Raw genomic sequence first — 18,852 nt, 5'->3', positions numbered from 1 at the left:
GGCAGGTCCAGCACGTCCAGCGCCACGGCCAGCGGGCGGTCCGGACCGGTGGTCCGCACGGCGGCGGTGAGGTCGCTGACCACCGGCACCAGCAGCAGCACCCGGCCGTCGCGGTCGGTGACGTGACGGACGTGGTGCAGACCGGGCCGGCAGGCCACGTGGACGAGACCGGCCAACCGGCCCGCGACGAGGGTACGGACGATCTCGGCAGGGCTCGGCCGCATGGCACGACCTCCTTCTAAGGTTAGGCTTACCTAACCCGAAGACTAGGGCATCGTCCGGGCCACGTCCACCGGATCCGCCCACCGCCGTCATCGCGTCCGCCCGACCGATCGACCGCCGTCGCGCCGCCCCCACCGGCCACTACCGCGTCTGCTCCAGCCACGAGGCGTAGAGCAGGCCGTAGACCGAGTCCGGGTCCCGGATCAGCTCCTCGTGCGGCCCGCGCTGCACGATCCGACCCCGGTCCACCACGATCACCTCGTCGGCGCCCTGCGCGGTGGAGAGCCGGTGCGCGATCGCCAACGTGGTCCGCCCCCGGGTCACCGCGTCCAGGGTCCGTTGCAGGCGCACCTCGGTGGCCGGGTCGACCGCGCTGGTCGCCTCGTCCAGCACCAGCAGATCCGGATCGGCCACGTACGCCCGGGCCAGCGCCACCAACTGCCGCTCCCCCACGCTCAACGCCTCACCGCGCTCCCCCACCCGGGTCGCCAGCCCGGCCGGCAACCCGTCCAGCCAGTCGGCCAGCCCCAGATCACTGAAGGCCGTGGTGAGCTGCTCGTCGGTCAACGCGGGACGGCCGAACCGCACGTTGTCCGCCACCGACGCGTCGAACAGGAAGCCGTCCTGCGGCACCATCACCACCCGGGACCGCAACGAGTCGAAACGCACGTCGGTCAACGCCACCCCGGACAGCAGCACCGCGCCCGCCGTCGGGTCCATCAACCGGGTGAGCAGCTTGGCGAAGGTGGTCTTGCCACTGCCCGTCTCGCCCACCACCGCGACCCGGCTCTTCGCCGGGATCTCCACGCTCACGTCGTGCAACACCGTCGGCCCGTCCGGATAGGCGTACCGCACCTGCGCGAAGCGGATGTCCAGCGGCCCGGCGGGCAGCTCCCGCCCCTGCGGACCCGGGTCGGCCACGTCCGGCGAGACGTCCAGCACGTCCAGCACCCGCCGCCACCCGGCGATCGCGTTCTGCGCCTCGTTGAGCACCTCCGTGGCGATCTGCACCGGCTGGATGAAGAGCGTCACCAGGAACAGGAACGCGGTGATCGCACCGATGCTCAACGTCTGGTCGGCGCCGAGGACCACGCCGAGCACCACCACCCCGGCCAGCGCCACCCCGGCCGCCAGTTCCCCCACCGAACTGCCGAGGATGCTGATCCGGATCGCCTTGCGCTGCGCCTGCTGCTGGCTGTCGATCGCCTCGTCCAGCCGCCGCGCCGTCCGACCGGCGATGCCGTACGCCCGGATCACCGGCGCGCCGACCACGCTCTCACCGACCGCCGCCAGCAACGTGCCGGTCCGCTGCCGCACCACCCCGTACGCGGCGGCGAGCCGACGCTGGAGCAGCCGGATCACCAGCACCGCCGGCACGAACGCCGCGTAGACCACCAGGGTCAGTTGCCACGAGTACGCCAGCATCACCACCGTCGTCACCGCCAACTGACCCAGGTTCACCAGCAGGATCACGCCGCCCCACTGGAGGAACTGGGTGATCTGGTCGACGTCGCTGGTGACCCGGGAGACCAGCGATCCCCGCCGCTCGGACTGCTGGTGCAGCATCGACAGGTCGTGCACGTGCCGGAACGCCCGCACCCGGACCCCGGCCAACGCCGTCTCACTGACCGTGAACAGCCGCCGCATCATCAGGTAACCGCAGGCGGTGGTCACCACCAGCACGGCGGCCGTGACCGCCACGACGACGAACAACGCGTTCAGGTCGAGTCCGTCGGCGATGCCCCGGTCGATGCCCTGCTGCACCGCCACCGGCACGGCCACCCGGCCGACCATGTAGACCAGCGCCAGACCGAGGGTCCCGGCCAGACCGACCCGCAACTCCGGCGACAGCGCCAACCCCCGGCGCAGCGTCCGCCAGGTCGACTCCGCCGGCTCCGGCACCTCCGTCGTCACACTCGCGCTCACCGGTGCCATCCTTCGTTCACGACTGCGGGACTCCGCTGCGCTGCGTTCCTCGCGCTCATCCGGGCCCACTCTTCGTTCGCGACTGCGGGACTCCGCTGCGCTGCGTTCCTCGCGCTCACCGGTCCACCTCCAGGCCGGAGGTCATCGGGGTGACCTCGTCGTACGTCGGTTGCCGTTCGTGGTCGACCTCGGCCTGCTCGTACGCGGTGACCAGGTTGGCGTAGCCGGGCACGGTGGCCAGCAGCGTGGCGTGGGTGCCCCGCGCGACGACCCGGCCCTGCTCCAGATAGATGACCTCGTCGGCGAGGGCGATGGTGGCCCGGCGGTACGCCACCACCAGGATCGACGCGCCGGGACCGCCCGCCGCGGAGGAGCGCAGCCCGGCCAGGATGGCGGCCTCCACACGCGGGTCGACGGCGCTGGTGGCGTCGTCGAGCACCAGCAGGCGGGGACGCCCGGCCAGGGCACGGGCCAGGGTGAGCCGCTGCCGCTGCCCGCCGGAGAGCGAGGTGCCCCGCTCGCCGACCCTGGTGTCGAGCCCGTCGGGCAGCGCGGCGACGAACCCGTCGGCCTCGGCCAGCCGCAACGCGGCCCAGACGTCCTCGTCGTCGACGCCCGCCCGGTCCAGCGAGACGTTGGCCCGGACGGTGTCGTCGAAGACGAACGGCACCTGCGCCACCAGTGCCACGGTGCCGGCCAGCGAATCGGCGGCCAGCTCGCGTACGTCCACGTCGTCGAGGCGTACGGACCCGGCGCGGGGGTCGACCAACCGCACCGCCAGCGACGCCACCGTGGACTTGCCGGAGCCGGTCGGCCCGACCAGGGCCACGGTCTTGCCGGCCGGCACGGTGAAGGTGACCTCGCCGAGCACCTCGGTGCCGGGCAGGTGCGCCTCGGCGGGTTCGTAGGCGAAGGTGACGTCGGCGAAGGAGAGCGTGGCGGGCGCCTCCGCGCGCGGGTCCAGCCGGGTGTTGCCGTACGGCATCTCGCCGGTGGCGTCGAGCACCCGGCGGACCCGGTCCCACCCGGCCACGCTGCGCGGCAGTTCGGCGAGCACCCAGCCGATGGCCCGCACCGGGAAGGCCAGCACGGTGAAGAGGAAGGCGACGCTGACCAGCTCGGCGACCGAGATGGCACCCTGCTGCAACCGGTACGCGCCGACCACCAGCACGGCGAGTGTGCCGAGGCTGGGCAACGTCTCCAGCATCGGGTCGAAGACGCCGCGCAGCCGACCGACCGAGATCAGCGCGTCGCGGAGTTGGCCGGCGCGGGCCGCGAACCGGTCGGTCTCCTGGGCCTCCCGACCCATCGTCTTGACCACCAGCGCGCCGTCGAAGCTCTCGTGCGCGATCTCGCTGACCTCGGCACGCAGCCGCTGCGCACGGGCCTGACGCGGTGCCATCCGGCGGGAGTAGGCAACGTTGAGCGCGAACAGCGCCGGGAACACGGCCAGCCCGACCAGGGCCAGCGCCCAGTCGGTGAAGAACAGCGACGCCACGGCGCCGACCAGCATCACCAGCGTGCCGACCGCGAACGGCAGCGGCGCGATCGGGTGCCAGGCGGCCTCGACGTCGGAGTTCGCGTTGGACAGCAGGGTGCCGGTGGCGTTGCGGTGGTGCCAGGCCAGCGGCAGTTCCAGATATCGGCGGGTGACCCGGCGGCGGTAGTCGGCCTGGAGGCGGTACTGCATGTATCCCGCGCCGAGCCGCCGGCCGAAGATGCCGACCACCCGCAGCACGCTGATCCCGAGCAGCGCGGCGGCGGCCAGGGCCAGCCCGCCGACGCCGACCGCACCGCGCTCGATGGCCGGCACCACCACGTCGCCGACCACCGCGCCGATCACGAACGCGCTGCCCACCACCATCACGCCGAACAGCACACTGCCGCTGACCGCCACCGCGAAGATCCTCGGCTGTTCCCGGATGGCCCGCCCCAGGACGGCCAGCCCGCGACCGAGCACCTCCCGACTAGTCCCGCTCGCCACGTATCTCCCCCGCCGTAAGCCGCCACAATCCTCCCTCATCCTTACCGCAGCACGCCGATCCCGCCGACCCGCTGCGATATGTCTGACGTCACCTCGCGAGCCGGCACGAACCGGGCGGACCGGCCGCGCTCGGCCTACGATCACCACATGCCGCGCTACGCCCGGTCGGAGCGCGAGGCGCTCACCGACCTGATGTCGACCCTGGGTCCGGACGCCCCGACGCTCAACGAGGGCTGGACCACCCGTGATCTGGCCGCGCACCTGGTGGTGCGGGAACGGCGGCCGGACGCCGCCGCCGGCATCCTGATCGGGCCGCTGCGCGACTACTCCGAGCGCGTCCGGCGCGAGATCGCCGCACTCGACTGGGCCGACCTGCTGGACCAGGTACGCCGGCCACCGGTGTGGAGCCCGGTGAGCAACCCGCTCACCGACGAGCTGGCCAACACGATGGAGTTCTTCATCCACCACGAGGACGTCCGCCGGGCCCAGCCCGAGTGGCAGCCCCGCGCGTTGCCGACCGGCCTGGAGCAGTCGTTGTGGCGGCGCGCCTCCACCCTGGCCCGGATGGCCCTGCGCCGGTTCCCGGCCCGGGTGGCCGTGCGGGCACCCGGGCACGGTGAGGTGACCGCCGGTCAGGGCGGCGAGGAACTGGGGCTGATCGGCGCGCCGGGCGAACTGGTGCTGTTCCTGAGCGGCCGGCAGCAGGCGGCGCGGGTGGAGGTCGAGGGCGGTGCCGAGTCGGCGCAACGGCTCCGCAGCGCCAACCTGGGCTTCTAACCGTCTGTGCGGAACCGGTCACGGCGATATCCGAAACGTTATTTGTCCGATCGTTCGGCCCTTCGCACTGCTCCCGTACGCTGGCCGCGCCGCCTCGTGGGGAAGCGGCGCGACAGGGAGCCCAATGCGAAGCTTTGCGGTCTCGGCCCTGCGGGAGCCCCCGTTCTCCGGCGCCCGGCATCACCACACCGAGCAGGTCGCCCAAGAGAGCACCGACTGGGCGCACCACCTGGGCCTGATCAGTAACGGGCAACGACTACGCCGGGCGGACGCGGCCGGGCTGGCCGGACGAGCCTGCCCGGAGGCGTCGCTGGACGGCCTGCGGCTGCTGGCGGACCTGATCTCCTGGCTGTTCGTGATGGACGACGCCTGCGACGAGGACGGCCTGGGCAGCGACCCGACCCGACTCGCACCGACCGTGGCCGCGCTGCTCGACGTCCTGGACCGCCAGGGCACGTCGACGGAGGCGACGTCCGGCACGGCCGGCCCCCTCGGGCTCGCGCTGGCCGACCTGTGTCGGCGCGTCCGGGCCCACCGGCGCCCGGCGGTGCTGCTGCACTTCACCGCGGCCATGCGGGGCTACCTGCTCGCCCTGTTGTGGGAGGCGGCCAACCGCGAACACGGCCGGGTGCCGCCGGTCGACGAGTACGTCCAGATGCGCCGGCACACCGGTGGCGTCTATCCCAGCATCACGCTGACCGATCTGGCCCTGGACGGTTTCCCGCCGGCCGACCAGCGGGCCGATCCCGACTGGGCCGAGTTGGACCTGCTCGCCGCCGACCTGGTCTGCTGGTGCAACGACGTCTTCTCCTACGGCAAGGAGAACCGGGACGGCCCGGACGCGCACAACCTGGTCACGGTGCTGACCGGGGAGACCGGCGACGAGTCGGCGGCACTGCGGGCCGCCGCGGAGCGTTTCAACGCCGGGCTGAGCGCGTACCTGACCGCCGAGAACGGTTTGCTGACCAGCCACGGCGACGCGGTCCGGCCGGCACTCGCGGCGCGCCGCAACTGGATCCGGGCCACCTACGACTGGTCCCGGGCCGCCGAGCGGTACGCATAGCACGACGCCGTCCGCGCCCGATGCGGGGGCGGCGATGATCGTCAGGGCTAGCCGATGCCCCGGCGCAGGCAATACCCTTCGGTAACGAACACCGACGTGACGACCGTCACGCCTCCACCCCCGAAGGCGGCTACAGCGATGGCTCTCGATGTACCGTACCGTTCCATTCCTGACATGTTCCTCAAGCGCGTGGCGGCTACCCCCGACCGCCACGCTTTCGCCCACCCCGGTCCGGACAACACGCCGGTCTGGCTGACCTGGACGCAGGTCTCCGCGCGGGCGAAGGCGGTCGCCGCCGGCCTGCACGGCCTGGGCGTCGGCCAGGAGGACCCGGTGGCGATCCTGGCGAACACCCGGCTCGACTGGGTGATCGCCGACTTCGGCATCATGTGCGCCAGCGGCGCGACGACCACGGTCTATCCGACGACCGAGCCGCAGGACGCCACCTACATCCTCGCCGACTCCGCCTCCAAGGTGCTCTTCGCCGAGGACCCGTCCCAGGCGGCCAAGATCGCCGGCGCGGACCTGCCCGCGCTGACCCACGTGGTCCTCTTCGACGGCGAGCCCGACCCGGCGGCGGCGGTGCCCCAACTGACCCTCGCCCAGTTGGAGGAGCAGGGCGCCCAGCGGCTCGCCGAGGACCCCGAGCTGGTCGACCGCATCGTGGCCGGCATCGGGCCCGAGCACCTGGCCACGCTGATCTACACCTCCGGCACCACCGGCCGCCCCAAGGGCGTCGAGCTGCTGCACGGCGGATGGTGCTGGGAGGGCGTGGCGCAGGAGGCGGTCGGCCTGCTGCGCGAGGACGACCTCCAGTACCTCTGGCTGCCGCTGTCGCACTCGTTCGGCAAGACGCTGCTCTGCGGCTCCACCCACGTCGGCATGCCGACGTACGTGGACGGGCGGGTCGACAAGCTCGTCGAACTGCTCTCGGTGGTCCGCCCGACGCTGATGTGCGGCGCGCCCCGGGTCTTCGAGAAGGTCTACAACAAGTCGGTGACCACCGCGCAGAGCGCCGGCGGCGCGAAGGCGAAGATCTTCGCCTGGGCGGTCGGCGTCGGCAAGGAGAAGGTCGCCCTCGACCAGGCCGGCAAGCCGGTGCCGGGTGGGTTGAAGCTCAAGTACGCGGTGGCCGAGAAGCTGGTCTTCAGCAAGCTCCAGGCTCGCCTCGGCGGGCGGATCCGGGTGCTGGTCTCCGGCGCCGCCCCGCTCAGCCCGGAGATCGCCACGTTCTTCGCCGCGGCGAACCTGCCGATCAGCGAGGGGTACGGGCTGACCGAGAGCAGCGCCGGCAACTTCGTCAACCCGCCCGGCGCGTTCCGGATCGGCACGGTCGGCAAGGCCATGGGCGACCTGGAGTGCCGCATCGACAGCGACGGCGAGATCCTGATTAAGGGTCGGCCGGTCATGCGCGGCTACCACAACCTGCCGGAGGAGACCGCCGCCGTCTTCACCGAGGACGGCTTCTTCCGGACCGGTGACATCGGCAGCCTCGACGCCGACGGCTACCTGCGCATCACCGACCGGAAGAAGGACCTGGTCAAGACGTCCGGCGGCAAGTACATCGCGCCGTCGCACATCGAGGGCATGTTCAAGGCCACCTGCCCGTACACCTCGCAGGCGGTGGTCATCGCGCAGGCCCGCAACTTCTGCACGCTGCTGGTCACGCTGGACCCGGACGCCATCGCCGGCTGGGCCGCGGGCACCCCGCTCCAGGGCCGCCCGTACGCCGAGATCGTCTCCTCGCCCGAGGCGAAGGCCATGGTCGAGCAGTACGTGGCCGAGCTCAACACCAAGCTCAACCGCTGGGAGACGATCAAGAAGGTCACCATCCTGCCGCGCGATCTGACCATCGAGGACGGCGAGATCACCCCGTCACTCAAGATCAAGCGGCGGGGCGTGGAGAGCAACTTCTCCACCGAGATCGACAAGATGTACGCGGGCACGGTCGCCGAGATCTGACGGTCGTCGACACCGGCGTACACGACATCGGCCCCGCGCCCGTTCCCGGACGCGGGGCCGAGGCGTACCCGCTCACAGGTGGCGTCCCCGCCAGGTGGTCTGCTCGGCCTCGGCGGCGAGTTGCTCGGCCATCGCCACCTCCCGGACCTGGCGGCGCAGCGGCGCGTCGGTCAGCGTCTGCACCACCGTCATCGCCAGCACGACCACGGTGAGCAACGTCAGAGTGACCAGTTCCGGCACCTGGGCGGCGACCGGCAGCAGCAGCACCAGCAGGCACACGCCGCCGACGGTCGGCCACCGCAGCGTGCGCAGGACCCGCCAGCCCAGCGCCACCAGCGTCACCAGATAGAGCGCCACGCCACCGTGCAGCACCAGCAACTCACCAGCGGGCAACAGGCTCCCGGCCGAGGTGGCCGGCTCGGCGGCACCGGTGAGCACCCGCTTGAGCCCGAGCGCGAACAGGATCGGGCCGGCGACCAGCGGCAGGTGCAGGTAGGTGTAAGCGTCGCGGGCCAACGCCGAGCGGGCCCGTGGATCCCGGGTGCGGTGCAGCACCTGTTCCAGTGCCAGCGCCAACGTGTCGAAGTACGACCACCAGAGCGCGGCGACCACCGCCACCGCGAGCATCCCCGAGAGGATCACCAGCCAGGTCAGTGGCGTATCGACGACGAAGTGGGCGCCGAGCCCCAACGCGATGATCGTCTCGCCGAGCGCCACCAGCACGATCAGGGCGTGCCGCTCGGCCCAGTGCCCGGCCGAGAGCAGCGTCCAGTTGCTGCTGCCCAGCGCCACCGCCGCCCCGTACTCGACGACGATCGCCGCGATCCAGAACAGCAGCCGCAGCCCGATCTCGCCCGCCTCGTCGGCCAGTCGCTGGGGCAGCAGCGCGGCGGCCAGCACCAGCGTGCCGACCACTGCCGCCCGTCCCATCGCGGCCAGGAAGCGGCGACGCAGCTCGGGGTCGCCCCGGGCCAGCCAGCCCAGGACACCCACCTGGACGACCCGGACCAGGAAGTAGCAGATCGCGAAGACCAACGGCCCGGACAGCCCGCCGGCCGTGCTGCTGAACGCCTGCGGCATGGCGAGCGCGAAGACCAGGGCCCCGCCCATGGTGGCGAACGCCACGAAGGGCAGCACCCCCTGGTCGGTACGGACCAGGTTGCCGATCACCGCGAAGCCGGTCCAGGCCCACCAGAGCAGCACCAGCACGACCACGCACTGGAGCAGGCCGCGCGGCGTGAAGTTGTCGGCGGTGAGCGTGGTGACCTGGATGAAGGCGAAGACGAAGACCAGGTCGTAGAAGAGTTCCAGGCGGGTGGCGCGCGACCCGGGTGCACCCGGTCGCACCCCACGCGACCACCGCACCCCCCGGAGTCCGTCCACCCCGGCAAGTCTGCCCGCCGTCGACCGGCGGGCGAGGTGGATCAGCCGGATCGGCTCCGGCGCGACCCCGGTCAGGCGATGACGCTCGGCTCCCGCCACCGGGGCAGCCCGGTCCGGTCCAGGTCGTAGCGGACCGCGGCGATCCGACCCACCGCCTCGACCAGGTCGCCGGCGGGCAGGGTGAAGGGCAGCCGCAGGAAGCGTTCCAACGTGCCGTCCAGGCCGAACCGGGGTCCGGGCGCCAGGCGTACGCCGACCTCCTCGGTCGCCCGCGCCAGCGCGCTGGAGATCGGGCCGTCCAGCTCGGCCCAGAGCGTCACGCCGCCGCGCGGCACGGTGACCCGCCACTCCGGCAGCCGGTCGGCCAGCGCACCGAGCAACGCGTCCCGTTGCACCGCCAGTTGCGTACGCCGGGCGGCGACGATGCCCGGCGCGGCGGCCAGCAGGTGCACGGCGACGAGTTGGTCGAGCACCGGGCTGGACATGTCGACGCCGACCCGGGCTGCGGCCAGCCGCTGCACCTGCGGCGCGGAGGCCCGGATCCAGCCGATCCGCAGACCGCCCCAGAAGGGCTTGCTCATGCCGCCAATGCTGACCACCCGGGAGTGCCGGTCGAAGCTCGCGGTCGGCGGCGGCAGCACGGTGCCGTCCAGCGGCAGGTCCACGAAGGACTCGTCGATCACCAGGTCGGTGCCGACGGCGTGGGCGGTGGAGACCAGACGCTCGCGCAGGTCCGCCTCCATCAGATGCCCGGTCGGGTTCTGGAAGTCCGGGATCAGGTAGGCCACCCGGGGGCGTACCTGCCGCAGCGAGCCGAGCATCAGGTCGGCGTCCCAGCCGGTGGCGTCGGCGGCCAGTCCGTGGGTGGTGATCCGGGCCCGTCGGGCGGCCAGTGCGGCCAGCGCGTTGGGGTAGCTCGGTGACTCGACCAGCACCCCGCTGCCCGGCGCCAGGGCCAGCCGGAGCACCAGGTCCAGGGCGTGCTGGGTGCCGTTGGTGACCATGATCTGGTCGGGTGAGGTGGGCAGCCCCCGGTCGGTGTAACCCTGGGCCACCGCCTCCCGCAGCTCGATGATGCCGGTCGGGTGGTAGCCGGCCCCGCCGAGGTAGCGGGGCAGGTCCTCGGTCGCGGCCTGGGCTGCCGGCAGCAGCTCCGGCGGGGCGGCCAGCGCCGCCACCCCCAGGTCGATCATGTCCCGGTCGTCGAGCGGGGTCCAGAGACCGTTCGGCGCCACCCGGTGTGTGCCAGGCAGCCGGGTCCAGCTTCCCGCACCCCGGCGGCTGGACAGGTGCCCGCTGTCACGCAGTTCGCGGTACGCGGCGGTGACGGTGGTCCGGCTGATCCGCAGCGCCTCGGCCAGGTCCCGTTCCGCCGGCAGGCGTACGCCCAGTGGCAGCCGCCCGTCAGCGAGCAGGCCACGTACCGCGCCGGCCAGCGCGGCGTAGTCGGGACTGCGCCGCCGACCGGGCAGCGCATGCCACTGGCCGAGCAGTCGGGCCAATTGCGCTCCACGCACCTGACTCGCCATGGCCACTCCCCGAAAATTGGCTCTATGCGCGCCCAGATTGGCCCCTAGAGTGGCACGCGTGACCCTGATTGGCAACCTCCGCCACCGGCCGGTCCGGCGACTGACCCAACTGCACGTCGGCCTCGTCCTCTACGGCTTCAGCATGGCGCTGATGATCCGTTCCGAGCTGGGCCTGAACCCCTGGGACGTGTTCCACCAGGGCCTCTCCCGGCTGACCGGGCTGACCATGGGCACCACGGTCATCCTGGTGGGCGCCCTGGTGCTGCTGACCTGGATCCCGCTGCGGCAGCGCCCCGGCATCGGCACCGTGGCCAACGTGGTGGTGATCGGCCTGGCCGTCGACGCGACGCTGGCCCTGCTGCCCACCGGTGGGCCGCTGCCGGTGCGCGTCGCGCTGCTGGTGGCCGGCATCGTCGGCAACGGCATCGCCACCGCCCTCTACCTCGGTGCCCGGCTCGGCCCCGGCCCCCGCGACGGGCTGATGACGGGTCTCGCCGCCCGCCGGCCCGGCTGGTCGCTACGCCTGGTCCGCACCGCCATCGAGATCGCCGTACTCGCCGTGGGCTGGCTGCTCGGCGGGACGGTCGGTCTCGGCACCGTCGCGTACGCGCTGACCATCGGGCCCCTCGCGCAGTTCTTCCTGCCGGTCTTCGACACCCCCGAGCCGGGCCCCGCCCCGGTCGGGACCGCGCCCGCCACCTGACGACGTCGCCGCGCCACCCCGCGTACCGGCCGCTCCGGCGACCCGCCCGCGACATCAACCCTCGGCAATCGACAGGTGACTCAGAGTCGCAGTGGGTCGGGTGGTGTTTCCTTCCCGCCGCGCTGACGGCAGAATCTCCACATGGGGGAGAACGCCTGGCGACGGACCGACGCGTGGATCTTCGTCTCGTTGGTGATCGCCAGCGGCGCGGGGAGGCACCGGCGTTCCCCGACAACCCGCAGGCCCGAGGGCGTACGCCTGGCCGACGTGATCTCCACCGCCGACCACCTCGACCGGACGCTCCCCGAGCGACACGACATCGAGGGAGCGATCCGCCGGCTGCTCGGCGCCGGCCTGGTGGAGGTCGCCGACGGCTGGTTCCGGATCACCGCCGACGGGGAGCGGCTCTGGCGTACCCGGCCCAGCGCCGGGCTGGCCACCACCGTCGACACCGTCCAGGGCGTGCTCAGTCGACGGCACCCGCCCGGCACCGCGGACTGGCACCTCGACGAGGCCGAGCACACCGCCGCCGTCCAGGAATATCTGGTCCGCTCCGTCCCGATGCCCCGCCGCTCGCCCGAGGGCCACTCCGGCCGGGGCTGAGTACCCAGGTCAGCGGACGGGGTGACCCGCCCCGCGCAGCGCGTCCTTGACCTCGGTGACGGTCAGTTCCCCGAAGTGGAAGACGCTCGCCGCGAGGACCGCGTCGGCACCCGCGCCGATCGCCGGGGGGAAGTGCGCCACCTCGCCCGCGCCACCGCTGGCCACCACCGGCACGTCGACCACCCGGCGTACCGCGGCGATGAGTTCGAGGTCGAAGCCGGCCTTGGTGCCGTCGGCGTCCATCGAGTTCAGCAGGATCTCCCCGGCGCCGAGTTCGGCGCCGCGCGCGGCCCACGCCACCGCGTCCAGCCCGGTCCCCCGCCGGCCGCCGTGCGTGGTCACCTCGAAACCGCTGTCGGTGGTGCCCGCCGGTGCCCGCCGCACGTCGAGCGAGAGCACCAGCACCTGGCGGCCGAACCGGTCCGCGATCTCGGCGATCAGCTCCGGCCGGGCGATGGCCGCGGTGTTCACCCCGACCTTGTCGGCACCGGCACGCAGCAGCGTGTCCACGTCCGCCACGGCACGCACGCCCCCGCCGACGGTCAGCGGGATGAAGACCGACTCGGCGGTACGCCGGACCACGTCGAGCATCGTGCCCCGGTCGCTGGACGAGGCGGTCACGTCCAGGAAGGTCAACTCGTCCGCGCCCGCCCGGTCGTACGCCGCCGCCAACTCGACCGGGTCACCGGCGTCCCGCAGGTCGAGGAAGTTGACCCCCTTGACCACCCGACCGGCGTCCACGTCGAGACAGGGGATCACGCGCACCGCCACCGTCATGCCGGAAAGCCTATCGCCCGGTGCCGGTGCGCTGACCGGCCGTACCCGGGCCCCCGGCCGGCTCACGTGTTAGCAGGGGACCCTTCCTCTACCGCAGGCGGTAACAAGGTGCCCTTCCTTACCGCTCGGCGAGGGTCTCCAGGGCCTGGGCGACGGTGAACGCGCCGGCGTAGAGCGCCTTGCCGGCGATCACACCCTCCACCCCGATCGGCTCCAGCGTCGCCAGCGCCCGCAGGTCGTCCAGGGTCGAGACACCCCCGGAGGCGATCACCGGGGCGTCGGTGCGGCCGCACACCGCCCGCAGCAGGTCCAGGTTCGGGCCACGCATGGTGCCGTCCTTGGTGATGTCGGTGACCACGTACCGCGACGCGCCGGCCTTGTCCAGCCGCTCCAGCACCTCGTACAGGTCACCGCCGTCGCGGGTCCAGCCGCGCGCCGCCAGGGTCCGGCCCCGCACGTCCAGACCGATCGCGACGCGGTCGCCGTACTCGCCGCAGATCCGGTCGCACCACTCCGGGTCCTCCAACGCCGCGGTGCCGATGTTCACCCGCTCGGCGCCGGTGGCCAGCGCGGCCCGCAGCGAGGCGTCGTCGCGGATGCCGCCGGAGAGTTCGACGCGTACGTCGAGCCGGCGCACCACCTCGGCGAGCAGCGCCGCGTTCGAGCCCCGGCCGAACGCGGCGTCGAGGTCGACCAGGTGGATCCACTCGGCGCCGTCCTGCTGCCAGGCCAACGCGGCCTCCAGCGGATCGCCGTAGGTGGTCTCGCTACCCGCGGCGCCCTGCACGAGTCGGACGGCCTGGCCGTCGGCGACGTCCACGGCAGGCAACAGGGTGAGGCTCACGAATCTTGGTCCTTCCAGATCAGGAACGGCGGTTCAGGGCGATCACCACGATCACCGGCAGAACGAGCAACAACAACACGATCAACAACAGCCGCAGCCCCAGGTCGGGCACGAGCAGCCAGATCAGGACGACCGCCGCCAGGGTCAGCGCCACGATCGCGGCACGCTCACCCCGGGAGTACCGGAGCAACCGGCCGGTGCGCCCCCGGCGGACGGTGGGCACGAACCGGCGGACCAGCGCGCGACGCCGGGCCCGGCGGGCCATCGCCCGTTCCCGGACCACCTGACGTCGGGCGGCCTCCGCCTCGCGGACCGCGCGACGACGGGCCCGTTCCTTGCTCACCGGCGCCCCCGCGTACGCCCGGTCGTCGCCGACCGCCGGGCGCTGCCCCGGTCAGCCACCGACGGGCACCGTGGCCAGCCAGTTGCGCAGCAGGGCCGCACCGGTGTCGGCGGACTTCTCCGGGTGGAACTGGGCGGCCGAGAGCGCACCCCGTTCCACCGCCGCGACGAAGTCACGGTCGTGGTGGGCGGTGGTCACCCGGACGCCGGCCTCGGTCAGCGCGGCCACGTCACCGGCCGCGTACGAGTGGACGAAGTAGAAACGGCTGTCGGCCGGCAGGCCGGCGAAGAGCACCGAACCGACCGGCGCCTGCACGGTGTTCCAGCCCATGTGGGGCAACCGGGCGGCGGGAAGCCGGCTGACGCCACCCGGCAGCAGACCCAGCCCCTTGGTGACCACCCCGTGCTCGTCGCCGGACTCGAAGAGGATCTGCATACCCACGCAGATGCCCAGCACCGGCCGACCGGCGGCGACCCGCTCGGCGATCACCGGGCCCGCGCCGACCTCGTCGATGCCGGCCATGCACGCGGCGAAGGCACCCACCCCGGGCACCACCAGACCGTCGGCGTCGGCGGCGGCGGCCAGGTCTCCGGTGACCACCACGTCGGCACCGGCGGCAGCCAGCGCGCGTTCCGCCGAGCGCAGGTTGCCCGACCCGTAGTCGAGCACCACGACCCGGCGACGCGCGTCCTCGGCACCGGCAGGGCGACTGCTCACGTCGGCCACTATCCCTCCCCCGGCAGCAGCCACAGCACACCGGCGATGCTGGCCAGCAGCGCCAGCAGACCGCAGACCACCACCGCGCCGCGCGGCGCGCCCTGCCGGTGCAGGGAGAGCGTTCCGCCCACCAGCACCCCGGCGAAGATCAGCAGCAGCGTCGGCAGCACCGCGCCCATCAGCGGCACCCCCGCCCGGTGACGTCCCGGCCGGTCACAGCGCGCCCTTGGTGCTCGGGATCGCCCCGGCCGCGCGCGGGTCCAGCGCGGTCGCCTCACGCAGCGCCCGGGAGACCGCCTTGAACTGCGCCTCCACCACGTGGTGGGCGTCCGGGTGCCCGCCGGGGCGAGCCGCCCGCAGGACGTCCACGTGCAGCGTGATCCGGGCCGCCTGACCGAACGACTCCCAGATGTGCCGGGTCATGCTGGTCGGGTAGACCGGGCCGATGTACGGCGCCAGCGCCGGCTCGTCGTGCACCACGTACGGCCGACCGGACAGGTCGACGGCGGCCCGGACCAGCACCTCGTCCATCGGCACGACGGCCGAGCCGTAGCGCCGGATGCCGGCCTTGTCGCCCAGCGCCTGGTCGAACGCGGCGCCCAGCGCCAACGCGGTGTCCTCCATCGTGTGGTGCGCGTCGATCTCCAGGTCACCCACGGTCCGCACGGTCAGGTCGAAACCTCCGTGCCGGGCGATCTGGTGCAGCATGTGGTCGTAGAAACCGACCCCGGTGCTGATCTCGACCGCTCCGGTGCCGTCGAGGTCGATCTCCACCAGGACCTTGGTCTCCTTGGTGATCCGCTCCACCCGGGCGGTCCGGCTCATGATGGGGTGCCTTTCGGTCGCGGCGGGGCCTGGCCCTCGCGCTGGGTCTCGTCCACGGCGGCAAGGAAGGCGTCGGTCTCGGCCGGGGTGCCGGCGGTGACCCGCAGCCAGCCCGGCAGGCCGACGTCGCGTACCAGCACCCCCTGCGCCAGCATCGCGCGCCACGCCACGCCCTGGTCGCCGCCCACCTCGTAGAGCACGAAGTTGGCGTCGCTGTCGGCCACCCGCAGACCACGGTCGCGCAGCGCGGCGACGATCCGGTCCCGCTGGCGCATGATCTCCGTGACGGTGCCGAGCAGCGTCTCGCGGTGCGCCAGCGCCGCCCGCGCGGCGGCCTGGGTGAGCGCCGAGAGGTGGTACGGCAGGCGCACGAGCTGCACCGCCGCCACCACGGCCGGGTCGGCTGCCAGGTAGCCCAGCCGCCCGCCGGCGAACCCGAACGCCTTGCTCATCGTCCGGGTCACCACCAGCCGAGGGTGCCCGGGCAGCACCGCCAGGGCGCTGACCGTCCCCGGCCGGGCGAACTCCGCGTACGCCTCGTCGACCACCACCATGCCCGGTGCCGCGTCCAGCACGGCGGTGACCACCGCCGGGTCGAGCGCGGTGCCGGTGGGGTTGTTCGGCGAGCAGAGGAAGACCACGTCGGGCCGGTGCTCACGGATCTGGGCCACCGCCTCGTCGGCGGTCAACCCGAAGTCGACGCCGCGCCGGGCCGGCACCCACCGGGTGCCGGTGCCCAACGCCAGCAGCGGATGCATCGAGTACGCCGGCGTGAAGCCGAGCGCGGTCCGCCCCGGTCCACCGAACGCCTGGAGGAGTTGCTGCTGGATCTCGTTGGAGCCGTTGGCCGCCCACACCCCGTCGCCGGTGAGCCCGTGGCCGACGTACTCGGCCAGGTCGGCGCGGAGCGCCACCGCGTCGCGGTCCGGGTACCGGTTGAGGTCCCGCAGCTCGGCGGCGACGGCCTTGCCGATCGCCTCCACCACCGGCTCCGGCACCGGGTAGGAGTTCTCGTTGGTGTTCAGCCGCACCGGCACGTCGAGCTGCGGCGCGCCGTACGGCGACAGCCCGCGCAGGTCGTCCCGGATCGGCAGGTCGGACAGCTCGGTCATGAGGGTTCCTGACGGAATCGGGCGGAGACCGCCTCGCCGTGCGCGGGCAGGTCCTCCGCGGTGGCCAGCGCCACCACGTGCGGTGCCACCTCCCGCAGCGCCTCCTCGGTGTACTCCACCAGGTGGATGCCGCGCAGGAAGGACTGCACCGAGAGCCCGGACGAGTGCCGGGCGCAGCCGCCGGTGGGGAGTACGTGGTTGGAACCGGCGCAGTAGTCACCCAGCGACACCGGCGAGTACGCGCCCACGAAGATCGCCCCGGCGTTGCGTACCCGCATCGCCCACTCGCGGGCGTCGACGGTCTGGATCTCCAGGTGCTCTGCCGCGTACGCGTCGACCACCCGCAGCCCGGCGGCCAGGTCGTCGACGAGCACGACGCCGCTCTGTTCCCCGCCCAGCGCGGTGCCGACCCGGTCGGCGTGCTTGGTCGCCGGCACCTGCCGGGCCAGTTCGCGGTCCACCGCGTCGGCCAGCGCCACCGAGGGGGTGACCAGCACGCTCGCCGCCAGCGGGTCGTGCTCGGCCTGGCTGATCAGGTCGGCGGCGACGTGCGCCGGGTCGGCGGTGTCGTCGGCGAGGATGGCGATCTCGGTCGGGCCGGCCTCGGCGTCGATGCCCACCACGCCGCGCAGCAGCCGCTTGGCGGCGGTGACGAAGATGTTGCCGGGCCCGGTGATCATGTCGACCGGAGCGCAGTGCGCACTGCCGGCGGCGTCCACCGCGCAGCCGTACGCCAGCATGGCCACCGCCTGCGCCCCACCGACGGCGTAGACCTCGTCGACGCCGAGCAGCGCACAGGCGGCCAGCACCCGGGCGTCCGGCAGCCCGCCGTTCTCCTTCTGCGGCGGCGAGACCACCACCAGCGACCGGACTCCGGCCGCCTGCGCGGGCACCACGTTCATCACCACGGTCGACGGGTACATCGCCAGGCCGCCGGGAACGTAGAGACCGACCCGGTCGACCGGCACCCAGCGCTCGGTGACCGTGCCGCCCGGCACCACGTGGGTGGTGTGATCGGTGCGCCGCTGGTCGTCGTGAACCGTGCGGGTCCGGCGGATGGACTCCAGCAGCGCGGCGCGGACCTGCGGGTCGAGGGTCTCCTCCGCCGCGGCGATCGCCTCGACCGGCACCCGGAGCACCTCCGGGGAGATCCCGTCGAACCGCTCACTGGCCTCGCGGACCGCCTGGTAGCCATGCTCACGGACCGCCGTCACGATCGGGCGGATGCGCTCGACGGCCACCGACACGTCGAGTTGGGCACGGGGCAGCAGGTGGCGCGGGTCGGGCTCGCCACCGCGCAGGTCGATCCGGTTCAACACCCCTGCGAGTCTAGGCGGCCCGCCACCGGGCCGACCGACGCCGCCCGCTGTCCGGGACGGTGAGCCGGGACACGCCGGTGGCGGCGAGTCGGGCTAGGCTCGATCACGTGACCGCACGGCTGCCGCTGTTCCCGCTCACCACGGTGCTCTTCCCCGGGCTGGTGCTGCCGCTGCACATCTTCGAGGAGCGCTACCGCGCGCTGGTCCGCCACCTGGTCGACCTGCCGCCGGATGCGCCCCGGGAGTTCGGTGTGGTGGCGATCCGCAGCGGCTGGGAGGTCGCTCCCGGACCCGACCGGATCACCCCGGGCACCGGCGAGGTGACCCTGCACGAGGTGGGGTGCACCGCCGACCTGCGGGAGGTCGCCGAGTTGACCGACGGCGGATTCGACATCGTCACGGTGGGCCGGCGACGGTTCCGGGTCATCGAGATCGACTCCACTTCCGCGCCGTACCTGACCGCCGAAGTGCAGTGGCTACCCGAGCCGAGCGGCCCGGACGAGGCAGCCGCGCAGCTCGCGGCCCGGGTCACCGCCGTGTTCCGGCAGTACCTCGGCCTGATGCGGGCCGAGCCCGAGCAGCTCAGCGAGCAACTGCCCGAGGATCCGACGGTGCTCTCCCACCTGGTGGCCGCGACCGCCGCGCTGACCGTGGCCGACCGGCAGCGGCTGCTGGCGATCGACGACACCGCCGCCCGGCTCCGCGCCGAACTGCGGCTGCTCAACCGCGAGGCGGCTCTGCTGCGCCAGGTGCGGGCGGTGCC

The 18,852-nt window shown here is 73.0% G+C and carries 18 protein-coding genes and 1 pseudogene; 6 read left to right on the top strand and 13 right to left on the bottom strand.

Annotation, left to right across the window (positions count from 1 at the left end; all coding sequences use genetic code 11):
* The 3 genes and pseudogenes from EYA84_RS10010 to EYA84_RS10000 all read right to left on the bottom strand — a co-directional run.
* Positions 1–224, bottom strand: a pseudogene (locus EYA84_RS10010) (DUF2470 domain-containing protein); the annotation flags it as partial.
* A 139-nt stretch (positions 225–363) separates the two neighbouring features.
* Positions 364–2,148, bottom strand: coding sequence for an ABC transporter ATP-binding protein (locus tag EYA84_RS10005; RefSeq protein WP_236145690.1), 1,785 nt, complete (start codon positions 2,146–2,148; stop codon positions 364–366).
* A gap of 115 nt (positions 2,149–2,263) precedes the next feature.
* A complete protein-coding gene (locus EYA84_RS10000) occupies positions 2,264–4,132 on the bottom strand; it encodes an ABC transporter ATP-binding protein (protein ID WP_236145689.1) in 1,869 nt (622 codons plus the stop codon).
* 147 nt (positions 4,133–4,279) lie between these two features.
* On the opposite strand from EYA84_RS10000, the gene EYA84_RS09995 reads away from it, so the two are divergent.
* The 3 genes from EYA84_RS09995 (at position 4,280) to EYA84_RS09985 (ending at position 7,934) form a co-directional block, all read left to right on the top strand.
* Complete coding sequence (locus EYA84_RS09995; RefSeq protein WP_131052754.1) at positions 4,280–4,909, top strand: TIGR03085 family metal-binding protein; 630 nt, start codon at positions 4,280–4,282, stop codon at positions 4,907–4,909.
* A gap of 124 nt (positions 4,910–5,033) precedes the next feature.
* Complete coding sequence (locus tag EYA84_RS09990) at positions 5,034–5,972, top strand: terpene synthase (protein WP_131052753.1); 939 nt, start codon at positions 5,034–5,036, stop codon at positions 5,970–5,972.
* Positions 5,973–6,110: 138 nt separating this feature from the next.
* Positions 6,111–7,934 (top strand): long-chain fatty acid--CoA ligase, encoded by a 1,824-nt coding sequence (locus EYA84_RS09985; RefSeq protein ID WP_131052752.1) that lies wholly within the window; start codon positions 6,111–6,113, stop codon positions 7,932–7,934.
* 72 nt (positions 7,935–8,006) lie between these two features.
* Here EYA84_RS09985 and EYA84_RS09980 read toward each other — a convergent pair whose 3' ends face one another.
* Together EYA84_RS09980 and EYA84_RS09975 are read right to left on the bottom strand one after the other, a co-directional pair.
* On the bottom strand, positions 8,007–9,317 hold the full coding sequence (locus EYA84_RS09980) for a low temperature requirement protein A (RefSeq protein WP_343232765.1): 1,311 nt from the start codon (positions 9,315–9,317) through the stop codon (positions 8,007–8,009).
* Between the two features lie 71 nt (positions 9,318–9,388).
* Positions 9,389–10,846, bottom strand: coding sequence for a PLP-dependent aminotransferase family protein (locus tag EYA84_RS09975; RefSeq protein WP_131052751.1), 1,458 nt, complete (start codon positions 10,844–10,846; stop codon positions 9,389–9,391).
* Between the two features lie 58 nt (positions 10,847–10,904).
* Between EYA84_RS09975 and EYA84_RS09970 the strand changes: the two genes are divergently transcribed.
* Positions 10,905–11,549, top strand: coding sequence for a YitT family protein (locus EYA84_RS09970; RefSeq protein WP_131052750.1), 645 nt, complete (start codon positions 10,905–10,907; stop codon positions 11,547–11,549).
* Between the two features lie 141 nt (positions 11,550–11,690).
* Positions 11,691–12,152, top strand: coding sequence for a hypothetical protein (locus EYA84_RS09965; protein WP_131052749.1), 462 nt, complete (start codon positions 11,691–11,693; stop codon positions 12,150–12,152).
* Between the two features lie 9 nt (positions 12,153–12,161).
* On the opposite strand, the gene hisF is transcribed toward EYA84_RS09965, so the two are convergent.
* The 8 genes from hisF to hisD all read right to left on the bottom strand — a co-directional run bounded on the left by hisF (position 12,162) and on the right by hisD (position 18,089).
* Positions 12,162–12,929 carry an imidazole glycerol phosphate synthase subunit HisF gene (gene hisF, locus EYA84_RS09960; protein WP_131052748.1) on the bottom strand — a complete coding sequence of 256 codons (768 nt, stop codon included), beginning with the start codon at positions 12,927–12,929 and terminating at the stop codon, positions 12,162–12,164.
* Positions 12,930–13,047: 118 nt separating this feature from the next.
* Entirely contained in the window at positions 13,048–13,773 is a 726-nt protein-coding gene (priA, locus tag EYA84_RS09955) for a bifunctional 1-(5-phosphoribosyl)-5-((5-phosphoribosylamino)methylideneamino)imidazole-4-carboxamide isomerase/phosphoribosylanthranilate isomerase PriA (protein ID WP_131052747.1), read from the bottom strand.
* Between the two features lie 19 nt (positions 13,774–13,792).
* Positions 13,793–14,116 carry a hypothetical protein gene (locus EYA84_RS09950; protein ID WP_131052746.1) on the bottom strand — a complete coding sequence of 108 codons (324 nt, stop codon included), beginning with the start codon at positions 14,114–14,116 and terminating at the stop codon, positions 13,793–13,795.
* A gap of 51 nt (positions 14,117–14,167) precedes the next feature.
* On the bottom strand, positions 14,168–14,833 hold the full coding sequence (gene hisH / locus EYA84_RS09945; protein WP_236145687.1) for an imidazole glycerol phosphate synthase subunit HisH: 666 nt from the start codon (positions 14,831–14,833) through the stop codon (positions 14,168–14,170).
* 8 nt (positions 14,834–14,841) lie between these two features.
* Positions 14,842–15,012 carry a hypothetical protein gene (locus EYA84_RS32950; protein ID WP_162854348.1) on the bottom strand — a complete coding sequence of 57 codons (171 nt, stop codon included), beginning with the start codon at positions 15,010–15,012 and terminating at the stop codon, positions 14,842–14,844.
* Between the two features lie 34 nt (positions 15,013–15,046).
* Positions 15,047–15,658: an imidazoleglycerol-phosphate dehydratase HisB gene (hisB, locus tag EYA84_RS09940; protein WP_131052745.1), complete on the bottom strand. Its 612-nt coding sequence runs from the start codon at positions 15,656–15,658 to the stop codon at positions 15,047–15,049.
* Positions 15,655–16,770: a histidinol-phosphate transaminase gene (locus EYA84_RS09935; RefSeq protein ID WP_131052744.1), complete on the bottom strand. Its 1,116-nt coding sequence runs from the start codon at positions 16,768–16,770 to the stop codon at positions 15,655–15,657. Before EYA84_RS09935 ends, hisB begins: the two co-directional genes overlap by 4 nt.
* Positions 16,767–18,089, bottom strand: a complete 1,323-nt coding sequence (gene hisD / locus EYA84_RS09930) for a histidinol dehydrogenase (protein WP_131052743.1) — start codon at positions 18,087–18,089, stop codon at positions 16,767–16,769. Before hisD ends, EYA84_RS09935 begins: the two co-directional genes overlap by 4 nt.
* Before the next feature lie 107 nt (positions 18,090–18,196).
* Between hisD and EYA84_RS09925 the strand changes: the two genes are divergently transcribed.
* Positions 18,197–18,852, top strand: a 656-nt coding sequence (locus tag EYA84_RS09925; protein ID WP_131052742.1) for an LON peptidase substrate-binding domain-containing protein, incomplete at its 3' end; no start/stop codon positions are given.

The sequence above is a fragment of the Verrucosispora sp. SN26_14.1 genome, from assembly GCF_004307965.1.
GTDB lineage: Bacteria > Actinomycetota > Actinomycetes > Mycobacteriales > Micromonosporaceae > Micromonospora.
The sequence above is the reverse complement of the archived record's forward strand: the minus strand, read 5'-3'. Positions and strand labels throughout refer to the sequence as shown.

What these genes read in the sequence shown, in the direction of transcription:
- EYA84_RS09975 (WP_131052751.1), bottom strand. Translation starts at nt 10,846, where the DNA reads ATGGCGAGTCAGGTGCGTGGAGCGCAATTGGCCCGACTGCTCGGCCAG.
- EYA84_RS09990 (WP_131052753.1), top strand. Translation starts at nt 5,034, where the DNA reads ATGCGAAGCTTTGCGGTCTCGGCCCTGCGGGAGCCCCCGTTCTCCGGC.
- hisF (WP_131052748.1), bottom strand. Translation starts at nt 12,929, where the DNA reads ATGACGGTGGCGGTGCGCGTGATCCCCTGTCTCGACGTGGACGCCGGT.
- EYA84_RS09935 (WP_131052744.1), bottom strand. Translation starts at nt 16,770, where the DNA reads ATGACCGAGCTGTCCGACCTGCCGATCCGGGACGACCTGCGCGGGCTG.
- EYA84_RS09985 (WP_131052752.1), top strand. Translation starts at nt 6,111, where the DNA reads ATGGCTCTCGATGTACCGTACCGTTCCATTCCTGACATGTTCCTCAAG.
- EYA84_RS32950 (WP_162854348.1), bottom strand. Translation starts at nt 15,012, where the DNA reads ATGGGCGCGGTGCTGCCGACGCTGCTGCTGATCTTCGCCGGGGTGCTG.
- EYA84_RS09995 (WP_131052754.1), top strand. Translation starts at nt 4,280, where the DNA reads ATGCCGCGCTACGCCCGGTCGGAGCGCGAGGCGCTCACCGACCTGATG.
- hisB (WP_131052745.1), bottom strand. Translation starts at nt 15,658, where the DNA reads ATGAGCCGGACCGCCCGGGTGGAGCGGATCACCAAGGAGACCAAGGTC.
- EYA84_RS09965 (WP_131052749.1), top strand. Translation starts at nt 11,691, where the DNA reads ATGGGGGAGAACGCCTGGCGACGGACCGACGCGTGGATCTTCGTCTCG.